The organism is Streptomyces sp. NPDC006872 (genome assembly GCF_040635845.1).
GTDB lineage: Bacteria > Actinomycetota > Actinomycetes > Streptomycetales > Streptomycetaceae > Streptomyces.
Genome location: NZ_JBEYIL010000009.1, coordinates 309,413 through 335,303, shown reverse-complemented (window position 1 = coordinate 335,303; position 25,891 = coordinate 309,413). Strand labels below are relative to the sequence as shown.

The 25,891-nt window shown below is 69.0% G+C and carries 30 protein-coding genes and 1 tRNA gene; 18 read left to right on the top strand and 13 right to left on the bottom strand.

Annotated elements, in window-relative coordinates:
- Positions 1-20: 20 nt before the first annotated feature.
- Positions 21-338, bottom strand: coding sequence for a hypothetical protein (locus ABZ725_RS27480; RefSeq protein ID WP_358805217.1), 318 nt, complete (start codon positions 336-338; stop codon positions 21-23).
- 300 nt (positions 339-638) lie between these two features.
- Here ABZ725_RS27480 and ABZ725_RS27475 point away from each other — a divergent pair, with 300 nt between their 5' ends.
- Complete coding sequence (locus ABZ725_RS27475) at positions 639-2,183, top strand: YDG/SRA domain-containing protein (RefSeq protein ID WP_358805216.1); 1,545 nt, start codon at positions 639-641, stop codon at positions 2,181-2,183.
- A gap of 77 nt (positions 2,184-2,260) precedes the next feature.
- On the opposite strand, the gene ABZ725_RS27470 is transcribed toward ABZ725_RS27475, so the two are convergent.
- The 4 genes from ABZ725_RS27470 to clpS all read right to left on the bottom strand — a co-directional run bounded on the left by ABZ725_RS27470 (position 2,261) and on the right by clpS (position 5,655).
- Positions 2,261-2,683, bottom strand: coding sequence for a M67 family metallopeptidase (locus ABZ725_RS27470; RefSeq protein ID WP_358805215.1), 423 nt, complete (start codon positions 2,681-2,683; stop codon positions 2,261-2,263).
- Positions 2,684-2,970: 287 nt separating this feature from the next.
- Positions 2,971-4,419 (bottom strand): amino acid permease, encoded by a 1,449-nt coding sequence (locus ABZ725_RS27465; protein WP_358805214.1) that lies wholly within the window; start codon positions 4,417-4,419, stop codon positions 2,971-2,973.
- A 276-nt stretch (positions 4,420-4,695) separates the two neighbouring features.
- Positions 4,696-5,304 carry a DUF2017 domain-containing protein gene (locus ABZ725_RS27460; RefSeq protein WP_358805213.1) on the bottom strand — a complete coding sequence of 203 codons (609 nt, stop codon included), beginning with the start codon at positions 5,302-5,304 and terminating at the stop codon, positions 4,696-4,698.
- Positions 5,305-5,337: 33 nt separating this feature from the next.
- Positions 5,338-5,655, bottom strand: a complete 318-nt coding sequence (gene clpS, locus ABZ725_RS27455; protein WP_266409291.1) for an ATP-dependent Clp protease adapter ClpS — start codon at positions 5,653-5,655, stop codon at positions 5,338-5,340.
- A gap of 57 nt (positions 5,656-5,712) precedes the next feature.
- Between clpS and ABZ725_RS27450 the strand changes: the two genes are divergently transcribed.
- The 6 genes from ABZ725_RS27450 to ABZ725_RS27425 all read left to right on the top strand — a co-directional run bounded on the left by ABZ725_RS27450 (position 5,713) and on the right by ABZ725_RS27425 (position 10,299).
- Complete coding sequence (locus ABZ725_RS27450; RefSeq protein WP_358805212.1) at positions 5,713-7,047, top strand: nicotinate phosphoribosyltransferase; 1,335 nt, start codon at positions 5,713-5,715, stop codon at positions 7,045-7,047.
- Positions 7,048-7,116: 69 nt separating this feature from the next.
- Positions 7,117-7,701 carry a nicotinamidase gene (locus ABZ725_RS27445; protein WP_351911756.1) on the top strand — a complete coding sequence of 195 codons (585 nt, stop codon included), beginning with the start codon at positions 7,117-7,119 and terminating at the stop codon, positions 7,699-7,701.
- Positions 7,702-7,759: 58 nt separating this feature from the next.
- Positions 7,760-8,791 (top strand): LacI family DNA-binding transcriptional regulator, encoded by a 1,032-nt coding sequence (locus ABZ725_RS27440; protein ID WP_358805211.1) that lies wholly within the window; start codon positions 7,760-7,762, stop codon positions 8,789-8,791.
- 82 nt (positions 8,792-8,873) lie between these two features.
- Positions 8,874-8,969, top strand: a complete 96-nt coding sequence (locus ABZ725_RS27435; protein ID WP_351911754.1) for a putative leader peptide — start codon at positions 8,874-8,876, stop codon at positions 8,967-8,969.
- Between the two features lie 93 nt (positions 8,970-9,062).
- Complete coding sequence (locus ABZ725_RS27430; RefSeq protein ID WP_351911825.1) at positions 9,063-9,341, top strand: MoaD/ThiS family protein; 279 nt, start codon at positions 9,063-9,065, stop codon at positions 9,339-9,341.
- Between the two features lie 7 nt (positions 9,342-9,348).
- Positions 9,349-10,299, top strand: coding sequence for a cysteine synthase (locus tag ABZ725_RS27425; protein ID WP_351911753.1), 951 nt, complete (start codon positions 9,349-9,351; stop codon positions 10,297-10,299).
- 61 nt (positions 10,300-10,360) lie between these two features.
- Here ABZ725_RS27425 and ABZ725_RS27420 read toward each other — a convergent pair whose 3' ends face one another.
- Positions 10,361-10,831: a type II toxin-antitoxin system PemK/MazF family toxin gene (locus ABZ725_RS27420; protein ID WP_358805210.1), complete on the bottom strand. Its 471-nt coding sequence runs from the start codon at positions 10,829-10,831 to the stop codon at positions 10,361-10,363.
- A 217-nt stretch (positions 10,832-11,048) separates the two neighbouring features.
- Between ABZ725_RS27420 and ABZ725_RS27415 the strand changes: the two genes are divergently transcribed.
- Positions 11,049-11,801: an MBL fold metallo-hydrolase gene (locus tag ABZ725_RS27415; protein WP_351911751.1), complete on the top strand. Its 753-nt coding sequence runs from the start codon at positions 11,049-11,051 to the stop codon at positions 11,799-11,801.
- 85 nt (positions 11,802-11,886) lie between these two features.
- Here the strand turns inward: ABZ725_RS27415 and ABZ725_RS27410 are convergent, their stop codons facing one another.
- Together ABZ725_RS27410 and ABZ725_RS27405 are read right to left on the bottom strand one after the other, a co-directional pair.
- Positions 11,887-13,137, bottom strand: a complete 1,251-nt coding sequence (locus ABZ725_RS27410; RefSeq protein ID WP_358805209.1) for a PTS transporter subunit EIIC — start codon at positions 13,135-13,137, stop codon at positions 11,887-11,889.
- A 158-nt stretch (positions 13,138-13,295) separates the two neighbouring features.
- Positions 13,296-14,594 (bottom strand): PTS transporter subunit EIIC, encoded by a 1,299-nt coding sequence (locus ABZ725_RS27405; protein ID WP_358805208.1) that lies wholly within the window; start codon positions 14,592-14,594, stop codon positions 13,296-13,298.
- 98 nt (positions 14,595-14,692) lie between these two features.
- Here ABZ725_RS27405 and ABZ725_RS27400 point away from each other — a divergent pair, with 98 nt between their 5' ends.
- From ABZ725_RS27400 to rdgB, 4 genes are all read left to right on the top strand, one after another.
- Positions 14,693-14,962, top strand: coding sequence for a PTS glucose/sucrose transporter subunit IIB (locus tag ABZ725_RS27400; protein WP_351911748.1), 270 nt, complete (start codon positions 14,693-14,695; stop codon positions 14,960-14,962).
- Between the two features lie 98 nt (positions 14,963-15,060).
- Positions 15,061-15,798: a ribonuclease PH gene (rph, locus tag ABZ725_RS27395; RefSeq protein ID WP_358805207.1), complete on the top strand. Its 738-nt coding sequence runs from the start codon at positions 15,061-15,063 to the stop codon at positions 15,796-15,798.
- Between the two features lie 89 nt (positions 15,799-15,887).
- Complete coding sequence (locus ABZ725_RS27390) at positions 15,888-16,304, top strand: hypothetical protein (RefSeq protein WP_358805206.1); 417 nt, start codon at positions 15,888-15,890, stop codon at positions 16,302-16,304.
- 34 nt (positions 16,305-16,338) lie between these two features.
- Positions 16,339-16,941, top strand: a complete 603-nt coding sequence (gene rdgB / locus ABZ725_RS27385; RefSeq protein WP_358805205.1) for an RdgB/HAM1 family non-canonical purine NTP pyrophosphatase — start codon at positions 16,339-16,341, stop codon at positions 16,939-16,941.
- A gap of 56 nt (positions 16,942-16,997) precedes the next feature.
- Here the strand turns inward: rdgB and ABZ725_RS27380 are convergent.
- From ABZ725_RS27380 to bcp, 4 genes are all read right to left on the bottom strand, one after another.
- Positions 16,998-17,069: transfer RNA gene (locus tag ABZ725_RS27380), tRNA-Leu, on the bottom strand.
- Between the two features lie 25 nt (positions 17,070-17,094).
- Entirely contained in the window at positions 17,095-17,745 is a 651-nt protein-coding gene (locus tag ABZ725_RS27375) for an HNH endonuclease (protein ID WP_358805204.1), read from the bottom strand.
- Entirely contained in the window at positions 17,742-18,383 is a 642-nt protein-coding gene (locus ABZ725_RS27370) for an HNH endonuclease signature motif containing protein (RefSeq protein WP_358805203.1), read from the bottom strand. Before ABZ725_RS27370 ends, ABZ725_RS27375 begins: the two co-directional genes overlap by 4 nt.
- Before the next feature lie 143 nt (positions 18,384-18,526).
- Entirely contained in the window at positions 18,527-18,994 is a 468-nt protein-coding gene (gene bcp / locus ABZ725_RS27365) for a thioredoxin-dependent thiol peroxidase (RefSeq protein WP_358805202.1), read from the bottom strand.
- Positions 18,995-19,286: 292 nt separating this feature from the next.
- Here bcp and ABZ725_RS27360 point away from each other — a divergent pair, with 292 nt between their 5' ends.
- From ABZ725_RS27360 to ABZ725_RS27350, 3 genes are all read left to right on the top strand, one after another.
- Positions 19,287-19,616, top strand: a complete 330-nt coding sequence (locus tag ABZ725_RS27360; RefSeq protein WP_358805201.1) for a DUF3618 domain-containing protein — start codon at positions 19,287-19,289, stop codon at positions 19,614-19,616.
- A gap of 43 nt (positions 19,617-19,659) precedes the next feature.
- Positions 19,660-20,016 carry a co-chaperone GroES gene (locus tag ABZ725_RS27355; RefSeq protein ID WP_351911742.1) on the top strand — a complete coding sequence of 119 codons (357 nt, stop codon included), beginning with the start codon at positions 19,660-19,662 and terminating at the stop codon, positions 20,014-20,016.
- 182 nt (positions 20,017-20,198) lie between these two features.
- Positions 20,199-20,519, top strand: a complete 321-nt coding sequence (locus ABZ725_RS27350; RefSeq protein WP_351911741.1) for an SMR family transporter — start codon at positions 20,199-20,201, stop codon at positions 20,517-20,519.
- A gap of 38 nt (positions 20,520-20,557) precedes the next feature.
- Here ABZ725_RS27350 and ABZ725_RS27345 read toward each other — a convergent pair whose 3' ends face one another.
- A complete protein-coding gene (locus tag ABZ725_RS27345; protein ID WP_358805200.1) occupies positions 20,558-22,957 on the bottom strand; it encodes a transglycosylase domain-containing protein in 2,400 nt (799 codons plus the stop codon).
- 243 nt (positions 22,958-23,200) lie between these two features.
- Between ABZ725_RS27345 and ABZ725_RS27340 the strand changes: the two genes are divergently transcribed.
- Genes ABZ725_RS27340 through ABZ725_RS27330 form a run of 3 tightly spaced genes read left to right on the top strand, consistent with a single transcriptional unit; the run spans position 23,201 to position 25,888 of the window.
- Positions 23,201-24,001: an ABC-2 family transporter protein gene (locus ABZ725_RS27340; protein WP_358805199.1), complete on the top strand. Its 801-nt coding sequence runs from the start codon at positions 23,201-23,203 to the stop codon at positions 23,999-24,001.
- The gene (locus ABZ725_RS27335; protein ID WP_358805198.1) at positions 23,994-24,815 is read left to right on the top strand and encodes an ABC transporter permease; all 822 of its coding nucleotides are present in this window, start codon (positions 23,994-23,996) and stop codon (positions 24,813-24,815) included. The genes ABZ725_RS27340 and ABZ725_RS27335 overlap by 8 nt, the downstream gene beginning before the upstream one ends.
- A gap of 23 nt (positions 24,816-24,838) precedes the next feature.
- On the top strand, positions 24,839-25,888 hold the full coding sequence (locus tag ABZ725_RS27330) for an ABC transporter ATP-binding protein (protein ID WP_358805312.1): 1,050 nt from the start codon (positions 24,839-24,841) through the stop codon (positions 25,886-25,888).
- Positions 25,889-25,891 lie beyond the last annotated feature (3 nt).

The following is a 25,891-nucleotide window of genomic DNA, read 5'->3' as shown; positions in this document are numbered from 1 at the left end:
GAGGGCGCGGCCGACCGCGCCTACCTCGTCGCCGAAGCTCCCCCTGCGGTTCGTCCGAGGAGCGAGTTCATCACGTTGAGCGCCGCCTTCTGGCGTTGGGCCTTCCTCGACCAGACCGCCGGGCAGACCACCCCGAAGAAGAACGACAGCCCGAGGACAAGGCCCGGAGCTGCGGAGATGACGGCGATGGTCAGGTCGCCCTGAAGTCCGGCCGCGAAGGGCCCGGCGCTTGTCGCGGCCACGCCGGCCGCGAGCCGGCGTGAGGAACGCCTGGGCGGCGCGGCACCTCCCGCCGAGGCGGTTTCACCGGACACGGCACTCCCCGTACTCTCGGGCATGTAGTTCTCCGTAGGCATAGATGGGGACTACGAGCAATGACGGCTTCCTGTTGGCGCAGGGAGCCGTCGCTCTTTGCCGGGCGGCGGCTCAGCCGATGTCGCAACGATCTCAGACCGACGTCGACCAAGATTCCCGCAGAAAACTTCGCGGTACTTGTGTAAATTAGTGTTACAGCAGCTCAGAGCCCATTCAAATGTAGATCATGTGTCTCAGGTCACATGCTGAAGAGGGGATTATGTGATGCATGTCACCGTGAAGAAGTGCCTCGCAGGCTCCCACTGAGGGGTGACGGCCCCCTGGTGTCCTTTGCTCTCGACCTGCGCGACCTGCGGGACGCATCGCAGGGCGCGGTCGAAGCTGCGGTCATGCGTGGCGCGTCGCGGACGGCTGTCTACGCGGCACTGAACGGTGCTCGTCTGCCGAGTGTCCAGACCCTGGACGCCATGATCGACGCCTGGACCCATGGGGGTGAGGCGGAACGCCGACGGTGGCAGGAACGACGCCGGGACGCCGAGGAGGCCCTGGCCGAGGCTTCCCGGCTGAGGGGCGATGCCACGACCCGCCGTACGCCCGAAGAGGCGGACTTCACCGAGCGGCTGCGCGCGGTGTGGCAGGAGGGCGGCAGCCCCTCGACCGAGGCGGTCGCCCGCCACTGCGGCCTGAGCGCACGCACCCTTGATTCCTATCTGGAAGGGCGGACGCTCCCGACGACCGCACGCCTTCGTGAACTCCTCGACGGTCTGTCCGCCGTGCGGGAGGTCGAGCCGTCACCGACGTCCCCCCACGACCTGCTGGTCGACGAGGCCCTCTTCCGCGCACGAACGGCCCGCAAGGAGGAGCGTGACCGGGTCCGGCAGCTGGCGACGGCCCTCCCCGGAGGGCAGCCGGCTTCCCCGGACGCCTCGTACTTCGACGGGCTCGGCGCGGTGGCCGGGGTCCGACCGGGCCAGACGTTCGCCACCCGACGGGCGTTGGCCGAGGCCGGTGTGCACCGACATCTGATCGCCGGGATCGCGGGCCGGCAGGACCGCGGCGCGGAGTCGGTCGTGGTGTCCGACGCCTCCGCGGGCGACGACGACTACGGCGATGTGATCATCTATACGGGCGAGGGCACGCTGGACCTGGAGACCGGCCGCCAGGCGCGTGATCAGCAACTGACTCGGGGAAACGCGGCCCTGGCGACGAGTGTGACTCTGGGCGCGCCGGTCCGGGTGGTCCGCCGGATCGCGACGGGCCGGCACACCAGGTCCTACCGGTACGACGGTCTTTTCAAGGCCGAGGACTACTGGTCCGAGCAGGGCCCGCACGGCTACAGGGTGTGGCGGTTCCGTCTTGTTCGGCTTCCGGCCGCAGAGCAGAGCGGGAACGATCTGCCGACGTCCGCGTCGGCGTCTGCGTCCCTGTCCGCGTCGGCCGGGGAACAGGAGGCGCGACCCGATGACGATCGCATGCGCTCGGCGCTGTCGGTTCAGCGCATCGTGCGCAGTACCGCGATCGCGAACCTGGTGAAGCGCATGCACGACTACACGTGCCAGGTGTGCGGAACCCGTCTCCAGAGTCAGACGGGTGGGTACGCCGAGGCGGCGCACATTCGCCCGCTGGGGTCGCCGCACGATGGCCCCGATGCTGTCGGCAATGTGCTCTGTCTGTGCCCCAACTGCCATGTGCGTCTCGACCAGGGCATGTTGATCATCAATGACGACCTCACGGTCGTGAACCGTGCCGACAGCACGCTGCTCGGTCGTCTCCGCGAGACCGCGGAGCACCGGGTCGACCGAGAGCAGCTCGCGTACCACCGGGTCCGCTACGGACTGCCCGGTGGGGGAGTCGCCGAGCGGAGCTGAGCTGAGTAGAGCCGAGCGGAGTAGAGCCGAGCCGAGCTGAGCTGAGCCGGTGGAGGTCGCCCGCCGGCTCGTCGGGCTCAGTACGTTTCGACCACCTTCACGTCCTCCTCCGTGACCACCCCGTCCACGATGCGGAACGAGCGGAACTGGAACTCGCCTCCGCCGTCCGTGTCCGCCGTCGACACCAGCACGTAGTGCGCGCCCGGCTCGTTCGCGTAGGAGATGTCCGTGCGGGACGGGTAGGCCTCGGTGGCCGTGTGGGAGTGGTAGATGATCACCGGCTCCTCGTCGCGGTCGTCCAGCTCGCGGTAGAGCTTCAGCAGGTCACCGGAGTCGAACTCGTAGAACGTGGGCGACATGGCCGCGTTCAGCATCGGGATGAAGCGCTCGGGGCGGTCCGCGCCCTCCGGGCCCGCGACGACGCCGCACGCCTCGTCGGGGTGGTCCTTGCGCGCATGCGCGACGATCTTGTCGACGAGGTCCTGGGTAATGGTCAGCATGGTCGTCAGGATAAGCAGACCGGACCGCGGACCGGACAGCCGAAGGGGCCGTTCCGTACCGGGTAGTGGTACGGAACGGCCCACATCGCGGACGTCCTGAGCGGCTGCCGCAGCGGGCGCCACGAGCGCTCCCTGCGGCCGGACGTCCAGGGGGAGGGCTTCGGAACAGGCCTGGTGAGATCGACCGCGGTGCGCCGACGCCGCCGAGGGGCGCGGCGAACTGCGAGACCGGCCACGATGGCGCCGCGGACGAGCGACGGCGCAACGCGGCGCATCCGGCGGAGCGGCTAGCCGATCTTCTCCAGCTCCGGCTCGCGTCGGGCGGTGACGTCCGGGTTGCGGCCTTTGAGGATCGCCCAGCCGATGCCGAGGGCGGCCGCCCAGCCCGCCATCACGTAGAGGCAGACGCGCGAGTCGGCGTCGTACGCGATCAGGCAGGTCACGAAGAGCAGGAACGCGATGGCCACCCAGCTGAACGCCGAACCGCCCGGGGCGGGGAAGCTGGACGCGGGCAGCCGGCCCGCGACGACCGCGCGACGGTAGAGGACGTGGCTGATCAGGATCATCAGCCAGGTCCAGATGCCGGCCGCGGTGGCCACCGAGGTCACATAGCCGAAGGCCTTCTCCGGGACGACGTAGTTCAGGACCACGCCGATGCCCATGAAGGCGACGGAGACCGCGATGCCGAAGGCCGGGGTCTTGGTCGACGACAGCTTGCGGAAGACCGCGGGCGCCTCGCCGCTGTCGGCCAGGTTCCGCAGCATGCGGCCCGTGGAGTACATGCCCGAGTTGCAGGAGGACAGGGCCGCGGTCAGCACGACGAAGTTGACGATGCCGGCGCCCGCCGGGATGCCGATCTTCGCGAAGGCCTCGACGAACGGTGAGACGCCCGGCGCGAACTCGGTCCACTTCACGACGCACAGGATGACGGTGAGCGCGCCGACGTAGAACAGCGCGATGCGCCAGGGAAGCGTGTTGATCGCCTTGGGGAGGGTCTTCTCCGGGTTCTCCGACTCACCGGCCGTGACCCCGACCAGCTCGACCGCGAGGTAGGCGAACATGACGCCCTGCAGGGTCATCAGGGACGAGCCGACGCCCTTGGGGAAGAAACCGTCGAACTCCCACAGGTTGGAGACCGCGGCCGTGTCGCCGGCGCTGCTGAAACCGAAGGTCAGCACGCCCAGACCGATCACGATCATGCCGATCAGTGCGGTGACCTTGACCATGGAGAACCAGAACTCGAGCTCGCCGAAGAGCTTCACGGAGATCAGGTTGACCCCGAAGAGGATCACCAGGAAGACCAGCGCCGTCACCCACTGGGGGACGGCCGGGAACCAGTAGTTGACGTAGATCGCGGCGGCCGTCAGCTCGGCCATGCCGGTGACGACCCACATCAGCCAGTACGTCCAGCCGGTGAAGTAGCCGAAGAACGGGCCGAGGAACTCACGGGAGTACTCCGCGAACGAGCCCGAGACGGGCCGGTAGAGCAGCAGCTCGCCGAGCGCCCGCATGATGAAGAAGACGATCGCGCCCGCGAGGGCGTACATCAGGATGAGGCTGGGACCGGCCTTGGCGATGTTCGCCCCGGCGCCCAGGAAGAGGCCGACGCCGATGGCGCCGCCGATCGCGATCATCTGGACCTGGCGGCTGCCGAGCCCGCGTTCGTACCCCTCTTCGGGAGTGTCGGTGGCAGCTGTGTCGGTGACAGCTGTGCCGGTGACCTTCTCAGAGGTCATGTGTGGTGCGCCTTTCTCCGAATCCCCCCGCGTACTGGAGCTGCCCGGCCGACGGTCCGTCGGCCATACGGCGCACCCGGCGGGACATGGGTGGCGTCCGCCGGGCGGTCGTGAAGATTTATCACGCCCGCAACACTGATCACCGGCAGGACATGTGGCGCACACCACAGGAAGAAGCGGACAAAACGCATCCCCGGACGGCATAACCGGCCGGGGAGGTAATGCGATCGTTATTCGGATTTGAGCGTCCGCTGAGCGAACGAAATGACCGGCGAACTAGGGCAAAAGGGTTGCCACGAGGGTTTCCTGGAGCCCGCCCAGCCACAGGTACGCCATCACCATCGGCTTGCGCGGATCCTCGTCCGGCAGCCGGTAGAGGAGGTCGGTGTCGTCCTCGTCGGTGATCTCCAGCCGGGAGCCGATCGCCAGGCGCAGGTCGTTCAGCGCGCGGAGCCACTGCTGGGACTCCGCCGGGGACAGCTTCAGCACCGCCCCGCCCTCGCCGGCCGACTCGGCGGCCAGCGCGTCCAGCGAGCGGACCACCGCGAGGGCGTTCTCCCGCTTGCCGGCCCGCAGGTCGTTCTCGGTGAAGCGGCGGAACTCGGCCGAGTGCGCCTTCTGCTCGTCCGCCTGCTTCGGACCCGAGGAGCCCTCCGGGTCGGTGTAGGCGTCCGGGAACAGGCGCCGCAGCACCGGGTCGGCGGGGGGCTCGCTCGGCCCCTCGGCGAAGAGCTCGGCGAGCGGGTCGTCGGCGGCGTCCTCGGCGGGGCCGGGGCCGATGAGCTCCAGGAGCTGTACGGCCAGCGACCGGATGATGGAGATCTCGACGTCGTCGAGTGCGACGGCCGCGCCGCCGCCGGGGATCGGTTCGAATTGTCCAGGCATCAGTGAGGTCGTTTACTCCGGTCTGCTTCCGGTCTACTTCCGGTCCTGCTGGAGGGTGGCCCACAGGCCGTAGCCGTGCATGGCCTGTACGTCGCGCTCCATCTCCTCGCGAGAGCCGCTGGAGACGACCGCCCGGCCCTTGTGGTGGACGTCGAGCATGAGCTTGGTGGCCTTGTCCTTCGGGTAGCCGAAGTACGTCTGGAAGACATAGGTCACGTAGCTCATGAGGTTGACCGGGTCGTTGTGGACGATCGTGACCCACGGGACGTCCGGCTCGGGTACGGCGAAGACCTCCTCCGCCGACTCGGTGCGTTCGATCTCAAGGGGAGCGGGTGACGTCACATGGCCCATGCTGCCACGCATCCCGGAAATCGTCACACCGACGAAAAGGGAGTAGCATCTGTCGTCATGAACACAGCGGACCTTGGGCTGCCGGTGGATGTTCCGTCGACGGCGCTCTTCACGGACCAGTACGAGCTGACGATGCTGCAGGCCGCCCTGAAAGCGGGCACGGCCGAGCGGCGCAGCGTGTTCGAGGTCTTCACCCGGCGGTTGCCGGACGGCAGGCGCTACGGCGTCGTCGCCGGTACCGGGCGCGTCCTGGACGCCGTCGAGAACTTCCGCTTCGACGCGGACGTCCTCGGCTTCCTGCGCGAGCGGAACATCGTCGACACGGAGACCCTGGACTGGCTCGCCGGATACCGCTTCTCGGGTGACGTCTGGGGCTACCCGGAGGGCGAGGTCTACTTCCCGGGCTCGCCGATCATGCGGGTCGAGGGCTCCTTCGCCGAGTGCGTGCTCCTGGAGACCGTGATCCTCTCCATACTCAACCACGACTCCGCGATCGCGGCCGCCGCCTCCCGCATGTCCTCCGCGGCCGGCGAGCGACCCCTGATCGAGATGGGCGCCCGCCGCACCCACGAACTGGCCGCGGTCGCCGCCTCCCGCGCCGCGTACGTCGGCGGCTTCACCACCACCTCCGACCTGGCCGCCGGCTTCCGCTACGGCATCCCCACCGTGGGCACCAGCGCCCACGCCTTCACCCTGCTGCACGACACCGAGCGCGACGCCTTCCAGGCCCAGGTGAACTCGCTCGGCCGCGGCACCACCCTGCTCGTGGACACCTACGACGTCGCCGAGGCCGTCCGGCTGGCGGTGGAGGTCGCCGGGCCCGAGCTCGGCGCGGTCCGCATCGACTCCGGCGACCTGCTGCTCGTGGCCCACCGGGTCCGCCGGCAGCTCGACGAGCTGGGCGCGCAGGACACCCGGATCATCGTCACCTCCGACCTCGACGAGTACGCCATCGCCTCGCTCGCCGCGGCCCCCGTGGACGCGTACGGCGTCGGCACCCAGCTGGTCACCGGCTCCGGACACCCCACCTGCTCGATGGTCTACAAGCTGGTCGCCCGCGCCGAGTCCGCCGACCCCAAGGCCCCGCTGGCGCCGGTGGCCAAGAAGTCGACCGGCGGCAAGACCTCCGTCGGCGGCCGCAAGTGGGCGGCCCGCCGGCCCGACGCACAGGGCGTCGCACAGGCCGAGGTCGTCGGCACCGGGCCGGTCCCCGCCGAGCTGGCCGACCACCAACTGCTCGTCGAGCTGATCAAGGGCGGCCAGGTCGTCGCCCGCGAGCCCCTGGACGTCGTCCGCGACCGCCACACGGCGGCCCGTGCCCGCCTCCCGCTCTCCGCGACCCAGCTCTCCCGCGGCGAACCCGTCATCCCGACGGAGTACGCCACGCAGTAGGCCCCCTCCCGCACCGCCGACAAAGTCTCTAGGCTCAATTACTTCATCCTCAGTCGAAGGACACCGACCATGCGCCGCGCCTTGATCGTCGTAGACGTGCAGAACGACTTCTGCGAGGGGGGCAGTCTCGCGGTGACCGGCGGTGCCGACGTGGCCGCCGCCATCACCGAGCTGATCGGGCAGGCCCCCGCCGGGTACCGGCATGTGGTGGCCACCCGCGACCACCACATCGCGCCCGGCGGCCACTTCGCCGACAACCCCGACTACGTCCACTCCTGGCCCGCGCACTGCGTCGCCGGCACCGAGGGCGTCGGCTTCCACCCCAACTTCGCCCCGGCCGTCGCCTCCGGCGCCATCGACGCCGTCTTCGACAAGGGCGCCTACGCCGCCGCCTACAGCGGCTTCGAGGGCGCCGACGAGAACGGCGTCAAACTGGGCGACTGGCTGCGCGCCCGCAGAATCGACGAGGTGGACGTCGTCGGCATCGCCACCGACCACTGCGTGCGGGCCACCGCCCTGGACGCGGCCCGCGAGGGCTTCCGCACTCAGGTCCTGCTGGACCTCACCGCCGGAGTCGCCGAGGAGAGCACCGACCGCGCCCTGGAGGAACTGCGCGCGGCGGGTGTGGAACTCACCGGAAAGCCGGTCGTCTGACACGCTCCCCCCGGATAGCGTCTCCGCCAGGTGCAGTTCCCGACTCGCCCCCACGGAGATGGTGTTGACGCAACGCTCGCACGTACGGCGCCCCACGCTCGAGGATGTCGCCCGGCGGTCGGGGGTCTCGAAGTCGACCGTCTCGCGGGTGATCAACGGGGAGGCCCGGGTGCGGGCCGAGGTCGTCGACCGGGTCCGGCGCGTCGTCTCCGAGCTGGGATACGTGCCCAACCAGGCTGCCCGGCAACTCGTCACCCACCGCACGGGCGCCGTCGCCGTGGTCGCCGCACAGCCCGAGAACCGGCTCTTCCTCGACCCCTTCTTCGACCTCCTGCTGCGCGGCATCCGCCGCGAACTCGCGCTGCACGGCGCACAGGCCGTCCTGCTGTTCGTGGAGGAACCCGACGACTACGCGCGCGTGGCCGACTACCTCGGCGGCGGCCACGTCGACGGCGCGATCCTCTTCTCCCTGCGCCCCGGCGACCGACTCGCCGAGATGACCGACCGGCTCGCCCTGCCCGCCGTCTTCGGCGGCCGCCCCCTGCTCCGGGACGGCGACACCGTCCACCGCCACGCCTACGTCGACGGCGACAACCGCGGCGGCGCCCGCCAGGCCGTCCAGCATCTGGTCGCGCTCGGACGGCGGCGGATCGCGACCGTCGCCGGCCCCTACGACCAGGAGCACTCCGCCGCCGACCGGCTCGCCGGCTACCAGGACGTCCTGCTCGACGCCCCGGCCGAACTCGTCGAGCGCGCCGACTACACCCGGCAGGGCGGAGCCGACGCCATGGCCGCGCTGCTGGACCGCCGCCCCGACCTGGACGCCGTCTTCGTCGCCTCCGACCTCATGGCGTCCGGCGCGCTGCAGATCCTGCGCGAGCGCGGCCGCCGGGTGCCCGAGGACGTCGCCGTCGTCGGCTTCGACGACCTCGCCTCCATCGCCGAGTCGACCGACCCGCCCCTGACCACCGTCCACCAGGACGTCCCGGAGATGGGCCGGCTGCTGGCCCGGCTGCTCGTCCGGGACGAGGCGCCGCAGCCGCCCTCGGTGGTCGTCCCGACCCGCCTGGTGCACCGCGCCTCGGCCTAGGGATCTCAGTCCCCGGCCCTAATCCGTCCATCATGTGGGATCACACTCCGGCAGCAGGACCGGGAATCGATACGATGAGCCCATGGTTCTGAACGACGTGAGCGAGAAGACGCCGGGCACGCTGCTCGTGGCGCGGCTGCACGTCGACCTGTGCAGGCTCGCCAGCGCCATCTGTTGACGCCCGCATTGCTCTGCCGCCGGGCCCGCGAGCCTGGGGGAGTCTCACATGACGTATCGCGCTGCCCACACCTTCCGACAGGAGTCCTCAGCCATGGCCATCGAGGTCCGCATCCCGACCATCCTCCGCCAGTACACCGACGGTCAGAAGGCGGTGGAGGGAAACGGTGACACCCTCGCCGCGCTGTTCACCGACCTCGAGACCCGGCATGCGGGAATCCACGCCCGCATCGTGGACGACGGCAAGCTGCGCCGCTTCGTCAACGTGTACCTGAACGACGAGGACGTCCGCTTCGTCGACGGCATCGACACCAAGCTGACCGACGGCGACACCGTCACGATCCTGCCGGCCGTCGCCGGCGGCATGGCCTGACCCCGGCATGCGTTACGACTCCCCGCTGGCCGCGGTGGGCAACACCCCTCTGGTGCGCCTGCCGCGGCTCTCGCCGTCCGCCGACGTCCGCATCTGGGCGAAGCTGGAGGACCGCAACCCCACCGGCTCGGTCAAGGACCGCCCCGCCCTGCACATGGTCGAGCAGGCGGAGAAGGACGGCCGTCTCACCCCCGGCTGCACCATCCTGGAGCCGACCAGCGGCAACACCGGCATCTCCCTCGCCATGGCGGCCAAGCTCAAGGGCTACCGCATGGTGTGCGTGATGCCCGAGAACACCTCGCAGGAACGCCGGGACCTGCTCCGTATGTGGGGCGCCGAGATCATCCCCTCCCCGGCCGCCGGCGGTTCCAACACCGCCGTGCGCGTCGCCAAGGAGCTCGCCGCAGAGCACCCCGACTGGGTGATGCTCTACCAGTACGGCAACCCCGACAACGCGGGCGCCCACTACGCGACGACCGGCCCGGAGATCCTCGCCGACCTCCCCTCCGTCACCCACTTCGTCGCGGGCCTCGGCACCACGGGCACGCTCATGGGCGTCGGCCGCTACCTCCGCGAGAACAAACCGGACGTGAAGATCGTCGCCGCCGAGCCGCGCTACGACGACCTGGTCTACGGCCTGCGCAACCTCGACGAGGGCTTCGTCCCGGAGCTGTACGACGCCTCCGTCCTCACCACCCGCTTCTCGGTCGGCTCGGCGGACGCCGTGACCCGCACCCGGGAACTCCTCCAGCAGGAGGGCATCTTCGCGGGCGTCTCCACGGGCGCGGCCCTGCACGCGGCGATCGGCGTCGGCAAGAAGGCGCTGGCGGCCGGCGAGAGCGCGGACATCGTGTTCGTCGTGGCGGACGGCGGCTGGAAGTACCTGTCGACGGGCGTCTACACGGCGGCCACGACAGAGGAAGCGATCGAGACGCTGCAGGGCCAACTCTGGGCGTAGCCGCCGACAGGCGGTGAGGCCCGCCGGGTGGTCCGGTGGCCGGGCGGTCCGGCGGCGAGGTTCAGGTGGTGAGGTGACGGACCTGGTCCCACAGGATCGGGTCCACCACCCCCACCCGCCGCCGGAAGTCCCACACCCGCACCTCGCGCAGCTCGCCCGTCTCCAGAAAACTGGCCCGCCCCTGCGCATCGCCCACCGCACCCGGCGGCAACGGGATCACCCCGGCCCGCTCGTCGTGGTACTTGCTGGTGATCTTCGCGACGGTCACCCGGTCACCGCGCACCATCAGCACCAGACACGGCCGGTCCTTGTCCCCCGGCCCGTCCTCGAACGGCACGTTCGCCCACCAGATCTCCGCCGGCCGCGGCTTCCCGGCGAGCCCGCGCCCCCGGGTCGGCCGCCCCGTCGCCCGGCCCGGCGGCCGCGTCCGCGGCCCCCGCCGCCGCCGTCCCCGCCCCCACCCGTCGACGAGCGTGGCGACCAGCGCGAGCAGCACCAGCGCCGCGAGCGCGAGCCACCACGACGTGTCCATAGGACGACGTTACCGGCGCACGACGACCACCGCGCGCCCTCTTTCCCGGGCCACGCGCCTCGGGTCCAGCCGAACCGGTGACACCACAGGTGAGTTCCCCCACAACAGCCCCTGGCGGAGGAGCGACCCGGGGTTTTGCGCCTTACGCTCGACGAACCGCACGACCCCCGTCGCCCCATTCACGATCATTCGTCCCGCCAGCGGAGGTTTCTGCTTTATGAAGCTCACCGTCGTCGGCTGCTCGGGGTCGTTCCCGTCCGCGGAATCGGCCTGTTCGAGCTACCTCGTAGAGGCCGACGGCTTCCGGCTGCTTCTCGACATGGGCAACGGCGCCCTGGGCGAGCTGCAGCGCCACTGCGGTCTCTACGACCTCGACGCGATCTTCCTGAGCCATCTGCACGCCGACCACTGCATCGACATGTGCGCGTACTTCGTCGCACGCTACTACCGTCACGACGGCGGCCGCTGCGCCCCCATTCCGGTCTACGGACCGGAGGGCACGGAGCACCGTCTGACCACGGCCTACGCGGACACCCCGTCGGCCTCCTCGATGAGCGAGGTCTTCGACTTCCACACGGTCAAGCCGTCCACCTTCGACATCGGACCGTTCACCGTGCACACGGAACGCGTGGCGCACCCGGTGGAGGCGTACGGCATCCGCGTCGAACACGGCGGGAAGTCCCTGACGTACTCCGGTGACACGGGAGTGAGCCCGGTCCTGGCCGACCTCGCCCGCGACACCGACCTGTTCCTGTGCGAGGCCGCCTTCACGTACGGCAAGGAGAACATCCCCGACCTGCACCTCAACGGCCGCGAGGCGGGCGAGACGGCGAGCCGGGCGGGGGCGCGCAAGCTGGTGCTGACCCACATCCCGCCGTGGACCGACCCCCAGGTCAACCTGGCGGACGCCCGCGCGGTGTTCGACGGCCCGGTGGAGCTGGCGGCGCCGCGGGTGACGTACGAGATCTGACGAGCACGAGATCTGACGAGCACGTCATGCAGAAGACCCCCGGAGCAGTTCAGGGCTCCGGGGGTCTTCGCGTGCGGGCCGACGGCTACGCCTTGGTGAGGTCCTCGACCTCCTCCTCGGGCTCACGGCCCGGGGTGGCGAGGTTGAACCTGGTGATGGCGAAGCGGAAGACGAAGTAGTACACCGCGCCGAAGACGAGACCGATCGGGATGATCATCCAGGGCTTGGTCGCCAGGTTCCAGTTCAGCGCGTAGTCGATGAAGCCCGCGGAGAACGTGAATCCGGCGTGCACGCCGAGCGCCCAGGTGATCGCCATGGACAGGGCGGTCAGCACCGCGTGGATCGCGTAGAGCAGCGGGGCGATGAACATGAACGAGAACTCGATGGGCTCGGTCACACCGGTGACGAACGAGGTCAGCGCGAGCGAGATCATCATGCCCAGCACGGCCTTGCGGCGCTCGGGACGGGCGGTGTGCGCGATGGCCAGGGCGGCGGCCGGCAGGCCGAACATCATGATCGGGAAGAAGCCGGACATGAACTGACCGGCCGTCGGGTCACCGGCGAAGAAGCGGTTGAGGTCGCCGTGGACGACGTCGCCGGCCGCGTTGGTGAAGTCGCCGAGCTGGAACCAGGAGACGGTGTTCACGAACTGGTGCATGCCGACCGGGATCAGCGCGCGGTTGATGAGACCGAACAGACCCGCGCCGAACGCGCCGAGGCCCGTCATCCACTCGCCGAAGTTCGAGATGACCTCACCGATCGGCTCCCAGACCAGACCGAAGAAGACGCCCATGAGCGTGCCGACGAACGCCATGACGATCGGCACGAGCCGGCGGCCGTTGAAGAAGCCGAGCCAGTCGACCAGCCTGGTGCGGTGGAACCGCTGCCAGAGCACGGCGCTCAGCAGACCCATCACGATGCCGCCGAGGACCCCGGGGTTGTTGTAGGTCGCGGCTATGTCCGCACCCGCCTGGACCTTCGCCTCGCTGACCGGGAACGCCTTGAGGACGTTGGCGTAGACCAGGAAGCCGACCAGGGCGGCCAGCGCGGTGGAGCCGTCGGACTTCTTGGCGAAGCCGATGGCGACGCCTATACAGAAAAGCATCGGCAGGTTGTCGAAGATCGCACCGCCGGCCGTGGCGAACACTGCCGTGACCTTGTCGGGCAGGTTCAGCTTGTCGTGGATGTCCTGCTGGCCGAACCGGAGCAGCAGCCCCGCCGCCGGCAGCACGGCGATCGGGAGCTGCAGGCTGCGGCCGACCTTCTGCAGGCCCTGGAAAAGACCGGATCCCCACTTCTTCGCGGGGGCCGCCGTGGGCGCGGTGGCGGTGCTCATAGACTTCCTCCATCGGGTGGTGGTCTACACCACTCAGTGGTGTAGACCATGTTGTAGCACGATGAAGGCGGCATAAGGAACCCACTGTTCCCGCAACCGTTCAACTACGTTGAGCTACCGCTGAGTCACCGCTCAGCCACCCCCGCGCACACCCCGCACTACGCCTTCGTGACGTCCTCCCGCTCCTCCTCCGGCTCCCGCCCCGGCGTCTTCAGATCGAACTTCGTGATCGCAAAACGGAAGACCCCGTAGTAGACGGCCGCGAAACACAGACCGATCGGGACGATCGCCCACGGCCGCGTCGCCAGATTCCAGTTGATGACGTAGTCGATGAGCCCCGCGGAGAAGCTGAAACCGTCATGCACGCCCAGCCCCCACGTCACCGCCATCGACACACCCGTCAGCACCGCGTGCACCACGTACAGCAAGGGCGCGACGAACAGGAACGAGTACTCGATCGGCTCCGTGATGCCCGTGACGAACGACGTCAGCGCGACGGACAGCATCAGACCGCCGACCTCCTTGCGCCGCGCCGGCCGCGCGCAGTGCGTGATGGCCAGCGCCGCCGCCGGCAGCGCGAACATCATGATCGGGAAGAAGCCCGAGGTGAACTGACCCGCGTCCGGATCGCCCGCCAGGAACATGTTGATGTCACCGTGCACCACCGTGCCGTCCGGCTTGGTGTACGTCCCGAACTGGAACCAGATGGGCACGTTCAGGAACTGGTGCAGACCGATCACCAACAACGCCCGGTTCGCGAGGCCGAAGATGCCGGCGCCCCACGCGTCCAGCCCGTCCAGCCAGTCGCTGAAACTCTCCAGGGCGTCACCGATCGGCGGCCACACCCACAGACACAACGCCGCGAACGCGATCGCCACGAACGCCATGATGATCGGCACCAGCCGCCGCCCGTTGAAGAAGCCCAGCCAGTCCACCAGCTTCGTGCGGTGATAGCGCTGCCAGAAGTAGGCCGTCAGCAACCCCATCACGATCCCGCCGAAGACCCCCGGATTCTGGTACGCAAAGGCCCCCACCGTGTTGTCGGTCGCCTGGCACCCGATGTTCGGAATGACCTTCGAACCCGGCTCACAGTCCTCCGGGAACTGCCGCAACACGTTGTAGTAGACGAGGAACCCCGCCACCGCCGCCAGCGCGGTCGAACCGTCCGACTTCTTCGCCATGCCGATGGCCACACCGATGCAGAACAGCATCGGCAGCCCCAGGGAGCCGTCGAGCAGCGCCGCACCCGCGCCCGCCATCACCCTCGCCACGTCCGTCCAGCCGAGCCCGTCGTCCCCGAACACATCAGGCTGGCCCAGCCGGTTGAGAATGCCCGCGGCGGGCAGCACGGCGATCGGCAGCTGAAGACTGCGGCCCATCTTCTGCAACCCCTGGAACGCGGTGTTCCAACGCTGACGGGCGGGACTGACGGCCGTCCCGGCGCTCTCGGCACTCATCGTTTGGCGACCGCCTGTCAGGTGGTGTAGACCAGCTACGGACGATTGGCTTGCTGTGAGGTCATCCTTCGGTACACACAGCGCAATCGCTCGCGAAGATGGGCCAACTGTGCGTCACGTGTAAGGAGACCGAAATGGCCACCAAGGCTGAGAAGATCGTCGCCGGACTCGGCGGCCTCGACAACATCGAAGAGATCGAGGGCTGCATCACCCGGCTGCGCACCGAGGTCAACGACCCCTCGCTGGTCGACGAAGCCGCCCTGAAGGCCGCCGGCGCCCACGGCGTCGTCAAGATGGGCACCGCCATCCAGGTCGTCATCGGCACCGACGCCGACCCGATCGCAGCGGAGATCGAAGACATGATGTGAACCCCACGGTTCACCCCCCGAGGGCCCCTCGCCACCGCCGGAGGGGCCCTTTCCGGCTGTGCGGCCACCTCTCCGGCTCTGCCGATAGGCTCGATCCCATGTCACGCATCGACGGCCGCACCCCCGAACAGCTCCGCCCCGTCACCATCGAACGCGGCTGGAGCAAGCACGCCGAGGGCTCCGTCCTCGTCTCCTTCGGCGACACCAAGGTCTTCTGCACCGCCTCCGTCACCGAGGGAGTCCCCCGCTGGCGCAAGGGCAGCGGCGAGGGCTGGGTCACCGCCGAGTACTCCATGCTCCCGCGCGCCACCAACACCCGCGGCGACCGCGAATCCGTCCGCGGCAAGATCGGCGGCCGCACCCACGAGATCTCCCGCCTCATCGGCCGCTCCCTGCGCGCGGTCATCGACTACAAGGCCCTCGGCGAGAACACCATCGTCCTCGACTGCGACGTCCTCCAGGCCGACGGCGGCACCCGCACCGCCGCCATCACCGGCGCGTACGTCGCCCTCGCCGACGCGATCACCTGGGCCCAGGGCAAGAAGCTGATCAAGGCCGGCCGCCAGCCCCTCACCGGCACGGTGAGCGCGGTCTCGGTCGGCATCGTCGGCGGCATCCCGCTCCTGGACCTCTGCTACGAGGAGGACGTCCGCGCCGAGACCGACATGAACGTCGTCTGCACCGGCGACGGCCGCTTCGTCGAGGTCCAAGGCACCGCCGAGGCCGAGCCGTTCGCCCGCGACGAACTCAACTCCCTCCTCGACCTGGCCGTTTCCGGCTGCGCAGAACTCGCTGTCCTGCAGCGCACGGCACTTGATACGGTCCTGGAAAAGTAAAGGGAACACCAAGACGTCCTGGCGACGCGGGCAACCGGCCCGCCCGTCAGGGCGTCTTTGCCAGTACACCGACGGGGAGGAACACACATATGTCCACGGCCGCGAGCCGACGCCCACACCGGCGTCGTCGTACCGTCATAGCCGCCGCCACGGCGGCCGTCGCCCTGAGCCTGGGCCTGACGACGACCGGCTGCGACGCAGTCAACAAGGCCCTGGACTGCGTCCAGACCGCCGACGCCATCGCCGACAGCGTCACCGACCTCCAGCAGGCCGTGGAGAACGCCGCGAACGACCCCACGCAGACCGAGGAGTCGCTCACCTCCATCGAGAACAACCTCGACAAGATCGGCGACAAGACGGACAACACCGACGTCAACAAGGCGGTCGACGACCTCCAGGAAGCCGTCACCAACGTCCGCAAGGCCGTCGAGAGCGGCGACAACACCCCCGACCTCAGCCCGGTCACGGACGCGGCAGGCGAACTGACGAAGGTCTGCACGCCGTAAGAAACCCCTTGGGGGACTGGGGATACTGGGGGACATGACCCGCCTGATCCTCGCCACCCGCAACGCCGGAAAGATCACCGAACTCAGGTCGATCCTCGCCGACGCAGGCCTGCCCCATGACCTCGTCGGCGCGGACGCCTACCCCGAGATCCCCGACGTCAAGGAAACGGGAGTGACGTTCGCCGAGAACGCCCTCCTCAAGGCCCACGCCCTCGCCCGGGCCACCGGCATCCCGGCCGTCGCCGACGACTCGGGCCTCTGCGTCGACGTCCTGAACGGCGCCCCCGGCATCTTCTCGGCCCGCTGGTCCGGCACCCACGGCGACGACAGGGCCAACCTCGACCTGCTCCTGGCCCAACTCTCCGACATCCCGGAGGAACACCGAGGCGCCCACTTCGCCTGCGCAGCGGCACTCGCCCTCCCGGACGGCACGGAACGCGTCGTCGAAGGCCGCCTCACGGGCACCCTTCGCCACACCCCGACCGGCACGAACGGCTTCGGCTACGACCCGATCATCCAACCGGCGGGCGAGACACGCACCTGCGCGGAACTGACGGCCGAGGAAAAGAACGCGATCAGCCATCGGGGGCAGGCGTTCCGAGGGCTGGTACCGGTGGTACGGGAGCTGTTGGGCTGATTTCACGGATCAAGCCCCGCACCTTTGAATCGAAGGTGCGGGGCCTGATTTTCTTGTACGCCCGGTCGGATTCGAACCGACAGACACAACTACCTAAAAGTTGCCGCTCGCCATTGGCGTACGGGCGCCAGTGCTGCGGCCTACTTTACTGGGCTAGGTCGGTCTGCGTCCGCCCCCTCTGCACCAGGTGTCCGTGATGGCGTGACAGTTGGGGCACAGCAACCGCAGGTTCTCCCGCCGGTCGTCGCTCCAGTCCCCGTTGATGTGATCGACCTCCAACGTCATGGGCTTACCGAGCCACTCGGGGCCGACCCCGCAGTCGGCACAAACCTTTGGTACGCCGACTTCGCGCAGCGCTCGGCGAAGCAAGTAGGTTCTGGTTCGGCGCTTACCGTCGTGCTGTACCAGCACGTCTTCCGGGTGCCTCAAAAGGTCAGGTCGAGCCTTCCCTCGTTGGTGAGCTTGTCCCAGGAAGTGGCCAGTCTTGAGACCTTCCTCAGCGACCCACTGACGCAACAGTGCGCGCTGCCTGCCGTTGTCCGGGAGTTCCAGGCGGCGTAGCACCTCTGCGATGGACATCGATTCGGTGACTGCCGCTCGCAACTCGTCGCGTGTGGGGCACCGCCCGCCACGGGGTTTGAAGTGCGAGATGTCGATGCCGAAGTGAGCAAACCGCCGGGTGAGGTAGCGATCGAGCTTGGCGTACGGCCGGGTGCCGAAGAAGACGATGACCTCCTCGATGCTGGAACACTGTGCGGCGGCCTCGGCCAGCCGTTCCCGGGTGTACTGCACGCCACTGCTCATGACGCCCTGCCCTCGCCGCGTCCACGGTAACTGTCTGTCGTGGAGTGGCAGTTGGGGCACAGGAACCGCAGGTTCTCGATGCGGTTGTCGCGCCAGTTGCCGTTGATGTGGTCGACCTCCAGGGGGAGTGGGTGGCCCCGCCAGACCGCGTTCATGCCGCACATGGCACAGCGCTCCGTCATGCCGGTGGTCGTCAGTGCCCACCTGAGCCGATCACTCGGGATGCGTCGCGCATGGTCGACCGGTTGCTCGACAAGCAGAGCCTCCGGCGTTCGGGGGCGCCAGACCTTGCCCCGCTGCGTAGGCACGCGGAAATGTGAGACGTCGATTCCGTACGCCTTGATCCGGCGGCTGATGTGCGTGTGATGACCGCCGACCACCTCGAGCCCAAGATGCCGCAGCACCTCGCACATGTTCGTAGACGCCGAGACCGCCTCCTGAAGCACATCCCGCGTCCACCTCACCCCCTCCCGCTCGAAGTGCGAGACATCCACCCCGAGCTTTTTCATGCGCTTGAAGATGTACCGCCGCGTCGAACTCCCCGGCTCCACCCCCAGCCTCCCCAGCGCCTCCGACAACGTCCGAGCCCCCCGGGCCGCCTCCTCCAGCCGCTCTCTCGTGTACGCGCTCGCGCCCATCGAAACCCCCTCCGTTTTCCGGCCGTCCGTTCGCGGCCCGTACGGAGTAACGAACCGTTTATCGGACAGTCACGCCCGGAACGTGAAAGCGGCCTGTGGCGGGGGTCACCCCCGGCACAGGCCGCAGAAGGGAAGAGGGGACCTCAGACGCCCAGGTCCTTGATGATCTTTGCTACGTGGCCCGTCGCCCGGACGTTGTACAGGGCTCGTTCGACCTTGCCCTCCTCGTCCACGACGATCGTGGAGCGGATGACGCCCATGTACGTCTTGCCGTAGTTCTTCTTCTCGCCGAACGCGCCGTACGCGTCCAGCGCGGTCTTGTCGGGGTCGGCCAGGAGGGTGACCCTGAGGGACTCCTTCTCGCGGAACTTGCCCAGTTTCTCGGGGGTGTCCGGGGAGATGCCGATGACGTCGTACCCGGCGCCGGCCAGGAGGTCCAGGTTGTCCGTGAAGTCGCAGGCCTGCTTCGTGCAGCCGGGGGTCAGGGCGGCCGGGTAGAAGTAGACGATGACCTTGCGGCCCTTGTGGTCCGACAGGGACACCTGGTTGCCGTCGGCGTCGGACAGGGTGAAGGCGGGGGCCACGTCCCCAGGCTCGAGTCGCTCGCTCATCGGTCCAGCCTAGGGCCTGTCCGGCGGATCATGCCGGAGACGCAGGGGCTGGCACGCCCACCTGCGGCGTTGTCGTCGGTTGCCGACGCTCCGCGTCGACGCCCTCCTCCGCCTTGCAGTTGAGCGCACCAGCCCCCGCTCACGTGTGTTGATGAGTCGCCGTTGCCTTCCTCCGACTTGATCCGCCGGACAGGCCCTGACGGGGGGTCCTGACAGTGCGGCGCACGGAAGAACTGACAGACTGTCCGGAGCAGCAGCAAAACGCAGCATCTGACCTTCGGAGGCCGAGACCGTGGCGGAGACGTCGGACACCAGAACCCCGGCGCAGATCGAGGCGGACATCAGGGCCCGCCGCGACGTGCTGGCGGAGACGCTGGACGAGATCGGGGTGCGGGTGCATCCGAAGACCATCGTCGGGGATGCGAAGGCGAAGGTCGTCGCCAATGTCGATCACACCCTGGGGAAGGCCTATGTCCAGGTCAACCGGGTGGTGAGTGAGGTGCGGGCGCAGTTCGTGGACGAAGAGGGCGCGCCGCGGCTGGAGCGTGTCGTGCCGGTCGCGCTGGTGGTCGTCGGGGTGGTCGGTCTGCTTGCGCTCGGCGCCCGTCGACGCAAGGGCTGACCTCGCGCATACGTTTCCGCTTCGGGCAGGTAGGTTCAGTGCTGTGAGCGCCAACAGAATCGACCCCAGTTCCCAGCACGACAAGCTGCCCATCCGGATGCTGCACGACCGTGTGCTCGTGCGGCAGGAGGCCGGTGAGGGCGAGCGGCGTTCCGGTGGCGGCATCCTGATTCCCGCCACCGCGGCCGTCGGTCGTCGGCTGGCGTGGGCGGCGGTCGTCGCGGTGGGGCAGAACGTCCGGACGGTGGAGCCGGGGGATCGGGTGTTGTACGACCCCGAGGACCGTGCGGAGGTCGAGGTGCGGGGTGTCGCGTACGTGCTGATGCGGGAGCGCGATCTGCATGCGGTGGCGGCGGACCGGTTCGAGGGGTCCGAGGACACCACCGGGTTGTATCTGTAAATCTGTGGTCGTCAGGGCCGGTGACCATCGTCACCGGCCCTTTTTTGTCGTTTCTTTGCTACATTCGAAGGAGCCCGACGAGACGCGCCGTACCGGGATGCAGCAGGCCGGTCTGCCAGGACCTGCCGGCGCCGCAAAGACGACGCACCCCTGATGGAGTTCGTGTCTCGGAGGTGCCTGTCATGGCCTGGGTTCTGCTTGTCGTCGCCGGTCTGCTCGAGGTCGGCTGGTCGATCGGGATGAAGTACACGGACGGGTTCACCCGGCTCGTCCCCAGTCTGTTCACCGGCGCGGGCATCGTCGCCAGCATGGTCCTGCTGTCGCACGCCGCCAAGACCCTCCCCATCGGCACCGCCTATGGCGTGTGGGTGGGGATCGGGGCGGCCGGGGCGGCGGTGCTCGGCATGGTGGTGCTGGGGGAGCCGGCGACCGCCGCCCGGATCTTCTTCGTGTGTCTGCTGCTGGTCGCCGTGGTGGGGCTCAAGGCGACCGGCGGGCACTGACCTGGCAACCCGGCGACCCGGCAGGTCCTCCAGGATCGCTAGGGGCTCGCGCCCGTCGTCGTTCCCGTGCTGTCGCCGCCCGGGGTGCCTCCCGAGGCGCCGACGGTGGTGCCGGTGGAGGTGTTGCCCTCGGTCGTGCTGCCTTCGGTGGTGGTGCCTGCGCTGGTGTCGCCTGCGGTGGTGCCGGTGGAGGTGCTGCCGTCGGTCGTGCTGCCTTCGGTGGTCGTTCCGGCGGAGGTGTTGCCCGCGGTGGTGCCGGCGTTGGTGGTGCCGGTGGTCGTGCCCGGGGTCTGGCCCTGGCCCTGCGTCTGGCCCTGGGCGGTCTCGGCGCCGGTCGTGGCGCTGTCGTCCGGGCCGGCGCTGGCCTCGTCGGTGGCCGGGGCGGAGGGGTAGGCGGACTCCTCGCCGCCCTCCTGGATCTGGAGGTTGAAGTCGGTGGCGGGGGTGCCCTTCAGGGCCTTCTTGGTGAACTGGGCCCAGATCTGGGTGGGTGCGCCGCCGCCGTTGATGCGGTCCAGGCCCATGACGCCCTTGAGGGACTTGTGGTGGGCGGTCTCCGGGTCCTGGCCCATGACCGCGACGACGGTGGCGAGGTCGGGGGTGTAGCCGGCGAACCAGGCGGCCTGGTCCTCCTCGGCGGTGCCGGTCTTGCCGGCGGCGGGGCGGCCGGCGGCCAGGGCCTCGGTGGCGGTGCCCTGCTGGACGACGCTGCGCAGGATGGCGGTGGTGGTGTCGGCGGCCTCGCGGCTGACGACCTGGGAGGCCTTCTGCTCGGGCAGCTCCAGCACGTCGGAGCCGTCCTTGGTGACCTTCTCGATCATCGTGTACGTGCCGTGCTTGCCGTGGTTGGCGAGGGTCGCGTACGCCTGGGCCATGTCCAGGACGCTGGCGTTGGCCGTGCCGAGGGCGATGGAGGGGTAGGGCTGGAGTTCGGGGGTGTCGGTCGGCAGGCCGAGCTCGATCGCGGTCTGCTTGACCTTCGCGGGGCCGACGTCGACGGCCATCTGCGCGTACACCGAGTTCACGGACTTGTCGGTGGCGGTGCGCACGCTGATGTCGCCGTAGTTGACGTAGTCCTCGTTCTCGGGGGCGTACGTGCCGCCGCTCCAGCCCTGCACGGGACGCTTGTTGGTGCCGTCGTAGATCGTGTTGGGGGTGATCTGGCGGTTGTCCTGGGTGGTGGAGTCGTTCTCGACGGCCGAGGTGAAGACGAACGGCTTGAAGGTGGAGCCGACCTGGAAGTCCTGGCGGGTGGCGTTGTTGGTGTACTGCTTGACGTAGTCGATGCCGCCGTACATGGCGAGGATCTTGCCGGTCTTGGGGTCGACGGCGGCGCCGCCCGCGCGGACGTACGAGTCGACCTTGCGCTTCTTGGTGTCCAGCTTGGACATGAGCTGGTCGTTGACGGCGTCGACGAAGGCGTCCTGCTTGGACTTCTCCAGGGTGGTGGTGATGCGGTAGCCGCCCGCCTCCAGCTCGTCCGAGGTGACGATCTTGTTGTTCTTCAGGTAGTCCTTGATCGCCGTGACGAGGTAGCCGCGCTGCCCGGACATGCCGGTGTCGGCGCCGGAGGTCTCCTTGACCGTCGGGAACGTCATGCCGGTGCGCTTGGCCTGGCTGAGCCAGCCCTTGGTGACCATGCCGTCGAGGACGTAGTTCCAGCGGGCCTCGGCGGCCGCCTTGTTCTCGGGGTGGGCGATGATGTCGTACTCGCTGGGCGCGTTGACGAGCGCGGCGAGGTAGGCGCCCTGGGCGGGGGTGAGCTTCGAGGCGTCGACGCCGTAGTAGGCCTTGGCGGCGGCCTGCATGCCGTAGGCGTTGCGGCCGAAGTAGCTGGTGTTGAGGTAGCCCTCGAGGATGTCGTCCTTGGACGTCTCGCGGTCCAGCTTGATCGAGATGAAGAACTCCTTCACCTTGCGGGTGACGGTCTGCTCCTGCGCGAGGTAGTAGTTCTTCACGTACTGCTGGGTGATCGTGGAGCCGGACTGCTTGCCCTTGCCGGTGGCGGTGTTCCAGCCGGCCCGGAGCATCGCCTTGGGATCGATCGCGGACTCGGTGTAGAAGTCGCGGTCCTCGGCGGCCAGGACGGCGTGCTGGGCGTCCTTGGAGATCTGCGCGAGGTCGACGTTCTCGCGGTTGACGGTGCCGTCGCGGGCGATCTCGCTGCCGTCGGCGTAGAGGTAGACGTTGGACTGCTTGGTGGCGAGCGCGTTGGCCGGCGGGATCTTGACCATCGAGTAGCCGAGGAAGAACAGGCCGACGAGCAGGGCGGCGCCGAGGACGAACATGCCGAGCACCATGCGCCAGGTGGGCAGGAGCCGGCGCCAGCCGGTGCGTCGCGGTCGCTTTCCCACTGCGGTGCTCCCCCCGTCACCGGCCTCCGGCTTTCCGGGTGCTGAGCCCTCGGTCGGCTGCTGCGGCTGTGGCTCGTCACTCATGTGTTGCTCGGACTCCTGTTTCGCACCGTACGTTTCCGTACGTCGTGGTTCGTTCCCATACTTCTCGTACGCGTTCTGCGCCCCCTCTTGAAGACTCTCGCACCAAGCGTTCCGTTCCCGACAATCGGCGCGTGTTGCGCGGAAAACGCGTGGCACGCGGCCGGACCGGCGCACTAGGCTCCTGCGCTTCGGTGTCGTGCGGGCGCCAGGGGGGTGCCCAGTGGGCGAGGAGGGACGGTTGCCTTGGGATCGGCGCGGTTGTACGCGGCCGTCGCGGCGGGGGGTTTCAGAAGGTACGCGACGTACCGGGTGGCCACGGCCGCCGGGGTGTTCACGAACACCGTTTTCGGCCTGATCCTCGTCTACACATACCTGGCGTTGTGGGACGAGCGGCCGCACCTGGGGGGCTACGACCAGGCGCAGGCGGTCACCTATGTGTGGCTGGGGCAGGCGCTGTACGCGACGCTGGCGATACAGGGCGGCGGCTTCGAGGCCGACCTCATGGCGCGCATCCGCACGGGTGAGATCGCCATCGACCTGTACCGGCCCGCCGATCTTCAGGTGTGGTGGCTGGCGAGCGACGTCGGGCGGGCGTTGTTCCAGTTGCTGGGGCGCGGGGTGATCCCGTTCGTGTTCGGGGCGCTGTTCTTTCCCACGGCGCTGCCGGACGATCCGGTGACCTGGCTGGCGTTCCTGGTGGCGGTCGCGCTCGCGATGCTGGTCAGTTACGGGATCCGGTTCCTGGTGGCGTTGAGCGGGTTCTGGCTGCTGGACGGCACGGGCGCGCTGCAGGTGTTGATGGTGACGGGCATGTTCTGTTCGGGGATGGCACTGCCGCTGAACGCGTTTCCGCAGCCGTACGGGGACATCGTGGCGTCGCTGCCGTGGGCGGCGCTGCTGCAGATGCCGGCCGATGTGCTGATGGGCGAGGTCGATCCGCTGCCCGCGTTCGCGTTCCAGGCGGTGTGGGCGGTGGTGCTGCTGGCGGCGGGGCGGGTGCTGCAGGGGGCGGCGACGCGGCGGGTGGTGGTCCAGGGTGGGTGAGAGCGGACGCCTGGCGGAGGGGTTGCGGGCGTATCGGCTGATCGCCGGGATGTGGATCCGGTCGACGTTGACCTACCGGGTGTCCTTCGTGATGACCGTGGTGGGCGGGCTGTTGGTGACCGGTCTGGACTTTGTCGCGATCTTGCTGATGTTCTCGCAGGTGGACACGCTCGGCGGGTACACGCTGCCCGAGATCGCGTTTCTGTACGGGCTGTCGGCGATGTCGTTCGGGCTGGCGGACCTGGCGATCGGGTCGGCGGGCCGGCTGGGCACGCGCGTGCGTGACGGCACGCTGGACACGCTGCTGGTGCGGCCGGCGCCGCTGCTGGCCCAGGTCGCGGCGGACCGGTTCGCGTTGCGCCGCGTCAGCCGGATCATGCAGGGCGCTCTGGTGCTGGGCTATGCGCTGGTGACGATGGACGTGGCGTGGACGCCGGTGAAGGCGCTGCTGGTGCCGGTGACGCTGGTCTGCGGCGGGGTGATCTTCTCCGCGGTGCTGGTGGCGGGCGCGGCCTTCCAGTTCGTGGCGCAGGACGCGTCCGAGGTGCAGTCGGCGTTCACGTACGGCGGCCAGACGCTGTTGCAGTATCCGCCGACGGTGTTCGGCAAGGAGCTGGTGCGGGGGGTGACCTTCGTGTTTCCGCTGGCTTTCGTCAACTGGGTGCCTGCCGCCTATGTGTTGGGGCGGCCGTACCCGCTGGGGCTGCCGGAGTGGGCGGCGTTCACTCCGCCGCTGGTGGCGGCCGTGTGCTGTGCGGCGGCGGGACTGGCTTGGCGGACGGGGCTCAGGTCGTATCGGAGTACGGGGAGTTAGCCACGATGGGCAGCAGGGACACCATGGACACGGCGGCCGCCACGGACGGTACGGACGTCACGGACGCCTTCATCGAGCTGGACCGCGTCGAGAAGGTCTTCGACGTGCGGAAGAAGACCGGCTTCCTGAAGCGGGAGCGGCGGCAGGTGCGGGCGGTCGACGCGATCTCCTTCACCGTGGCGCGCGGTGAGATGGTCGGCTACATCGGTCCGAACGGCGCCGGGAAGTCGACGACTATCAAGATGCTGACGGGGATCCTGACCCCGAGCGGCGGCCGGCTGCGGGTGGCCGGCATCGACCCCTCCCGCGAGCGGACGCGCCTGGCGCATCGCATCGGGGTGGTGTTCGGGCAGCGCACGACCCTGTGGTGGGATCTGCCCCTGATCGACTCCTACCGGCTGATGCACCGCATGTACCGCATCCCGGAGGCCCGTTACCGGGAGAACCTCGACAGCCTGGTCGAACTCCTCGATCTCGGAGCCCTGTTGGACGTCCCGGTCCGTCAGCTCTCGCTCGGTCAGCGGATGCGCGGCGACATCGCGGCGGCCCTGCTGCACGATCCCGAGGTGCTGTACCTCGACGAGCCGACGATCGGTCTGGACGTCGTCTCCAAGGCGCGGGTGCGGGAGTTCCTGCGGGAGCTGAACGCCGAGCGCGGCACGACGGTGCTGCTCACCACGCACGACCTCCAGGACATCGAACAGCTCTGCTCCCGGGTGATGGTCATCGACCACGGCCGGCTGGTCTACGACGGCGCGCTGGCCGGGCTGCACGAGGCGGGCGACAGCGAGCGGACGCTGGTGGTGGACCTGGAGCGGGAACTGCCGCCGATCGACGTGGGGGAGGCGGCGCGGGTGGTGAAGGTGGACGGTCCGCGTCAGTGGCTGGCGTTCCCGGCGTCGGATTCGGCGGCGCCGCTCGTCGCCCGGATCGCGGCCGAGTATCCCCTGGTGGACCTGTCGGTGCGGGAGCCGGACATCGAGGCGGTGATCGCGAAGATGTACGCGGAGCGCCGGCCCGACGGGCCGGCGGCCGGGCGGTCGACCGTAGTGCCCGGGCCCGGGAAATCGTAGGCT

Coding starts and splice junctions, on each gene's coding strand:
- ABZ725_RS27480 (WP_358805217.1), bottom strand. CDS start 338: ATGCCCGAGAGTACGGGGAGTGCCGTGTCCGGTGAAACCGCCTCGGCG.
- ABZ725_RS27470 (WP_358805215.1), bottom strand. CDS start 2,683: ATGCTGACCATTACCCAGGACCTCGTCGACAAGATCGTCGCGCATGCG.
- ABZ725_RS27465 (WP_358805214.1), bottom strand. CDS start 4,419: ATGACCTCTGAGAAGGTCACCGGCACAGCTGTCACCGACACAGCTGCC.
- ABZ725_RS27460 (WP_358805213.1), bottom strand. CDS start 5,304: ATGCCTGGACAATTCGAACCGATCCCCGGCGGCGGCGCGGCCGTCGCA.
- clpS (WP_266409291.1), bottom strand. CDS start 5,655: ATGGGCCATGTGACGTCACCCGCTCCCCTTGAGATCGAACGCACCGAG.
- ABZ725_RS27450 (WP_358805212.1), top strand. CDS start 5,713: ATGAACACAGCGGACCTTGGGCTGCCGGTGGATGTTCCGTCGACGGCG.
- ABZ725_RS27445 (WP_351911756.1), top strand. CDS start 7,117: ATGCGCCGCGCCTTGATCGTCGTAGACGTGCAGAACGACTTCTGCGAG.
- ABZ725_RS27440 (WP_358805211.1), top strand. CDS start 7,760: ATGGTGTTGACGCAACGCTCGCACGTACGGCGCCCCACGCTCGAGGAT.
- ABZ725_RS27435 (WP_351911754.1), top strand. CDS start 8,874: ATGGTTCTGAACGACGTGAGCGAGAAGACGCCGGGCACGCTGCTCGTG.
- ABZ725_RS27430 (WP_351911825.1), top strand. CDS start 9,063: ATGGCCATCGAGGTCCGCATCCCGACCATCCTCCGCCAGTACACCGAC.
- ABZ725_RS27425 (WP_351911753.1), top strand. CDS start 9,349: ATGCGTTACGACTCCCCGCTGGCCGCGGTGGGCAACACCCCTCTGGTG.
- ABZ725_RS27420 (WP_358805210.1), bottom strand. CDS start 10,831: ATGGACACGTCGTGGTGGCTCGCGCTCGCGGCGCTGGTGCTGCTCGCG.
- ABZ725_RS27415 (WP_351911751.1), top strand. CDS start 11,049: ATGAAGCTCACCGTCGTCGGCTGCTCGGGGTCGTTCCCGTCCGCGGAA.
- ABZ725_RS27410 (WP_358805209.1), bottom strand. CDS start 13,137: ATGAGCACCGCCACCGCGCCCACGGCGGCCCCCGCGAAGAAGTGGGGA.
- ABZ725_RS27405 (WP_358805208.1), bottom strand. CDS start 14,594: ATGAGTGCCGAGAGCGCCGGGACGGCCGTCAGTCCCGCCCGTCAGCGT.
- ABZ725_RS27400 (WP_351911748.1), top strand. CDS start 14,693: ATGGGCCAACTGTGCGTCACGTGTAAGGAGACCGAAATGGCCACCAAG.
- rph (WP_358805207.1), top strand. CDS start 15,061: ATGTCACGCATCGACGGCCGCACCCCCGAACAGCTCCGCCCCGTCACC.
- ABZ725_RS27390 (WP_358805206.1), top strand. CDS start 15,888: ATGTCCACGGCCGCGAGCCGACGCCCACACCGGCGTCGTCGTACCGTC.
- rdgB (WP_358805205.1), top strand. CDS start 16,339: ATGACCCGCCTGATCCTCGCCACCCGCAACGCCGGAAAGATCACCGAA.
- ABZ725_RS27375 (WP_358805204.1), bottom strand. CDS start 17,745: ATGAGCAGTGGCGTGCAGTACACCCGGGAACGGCTGGCCGAGGCCGCC.
- ABZ725_RS27370 (WP_358805203.1), bottom strand. CDS start 18,383: ATGGGCGCGAGCGCGTACACGAGAGAGCGGCTGGAGGAGGCGGCCCGG.
- bcp (WP_358805202.1), bottom strand. CDS start 18,994: ATGAGCGAGCGACTCGAGCCTGGGGACGTGGCCCCCGCCTTCACCCTG.
- ABZ725_RS27350 (WP_351911741.1), top strand. CDS start 20,199: ATGGCCTGGGTTCTGCTTGTCGTCGCCGGTCTGCTCGAGGTCGGCTGG.
- ABZ725_RS27345 (WP_358805200.1), bottom strand. CDS start 22,957: ATGAGTGACGAGCCACAGCCGCAGCAGCCGACCGAGGGCTCAGCACCC.
- ABZ725_RS27330 (WP_358805312.1), top strand. CDS start 24,839: ATGGACACGGCGGCCGCCACGGACGGTACGGACGTCACGGACGCCTTC.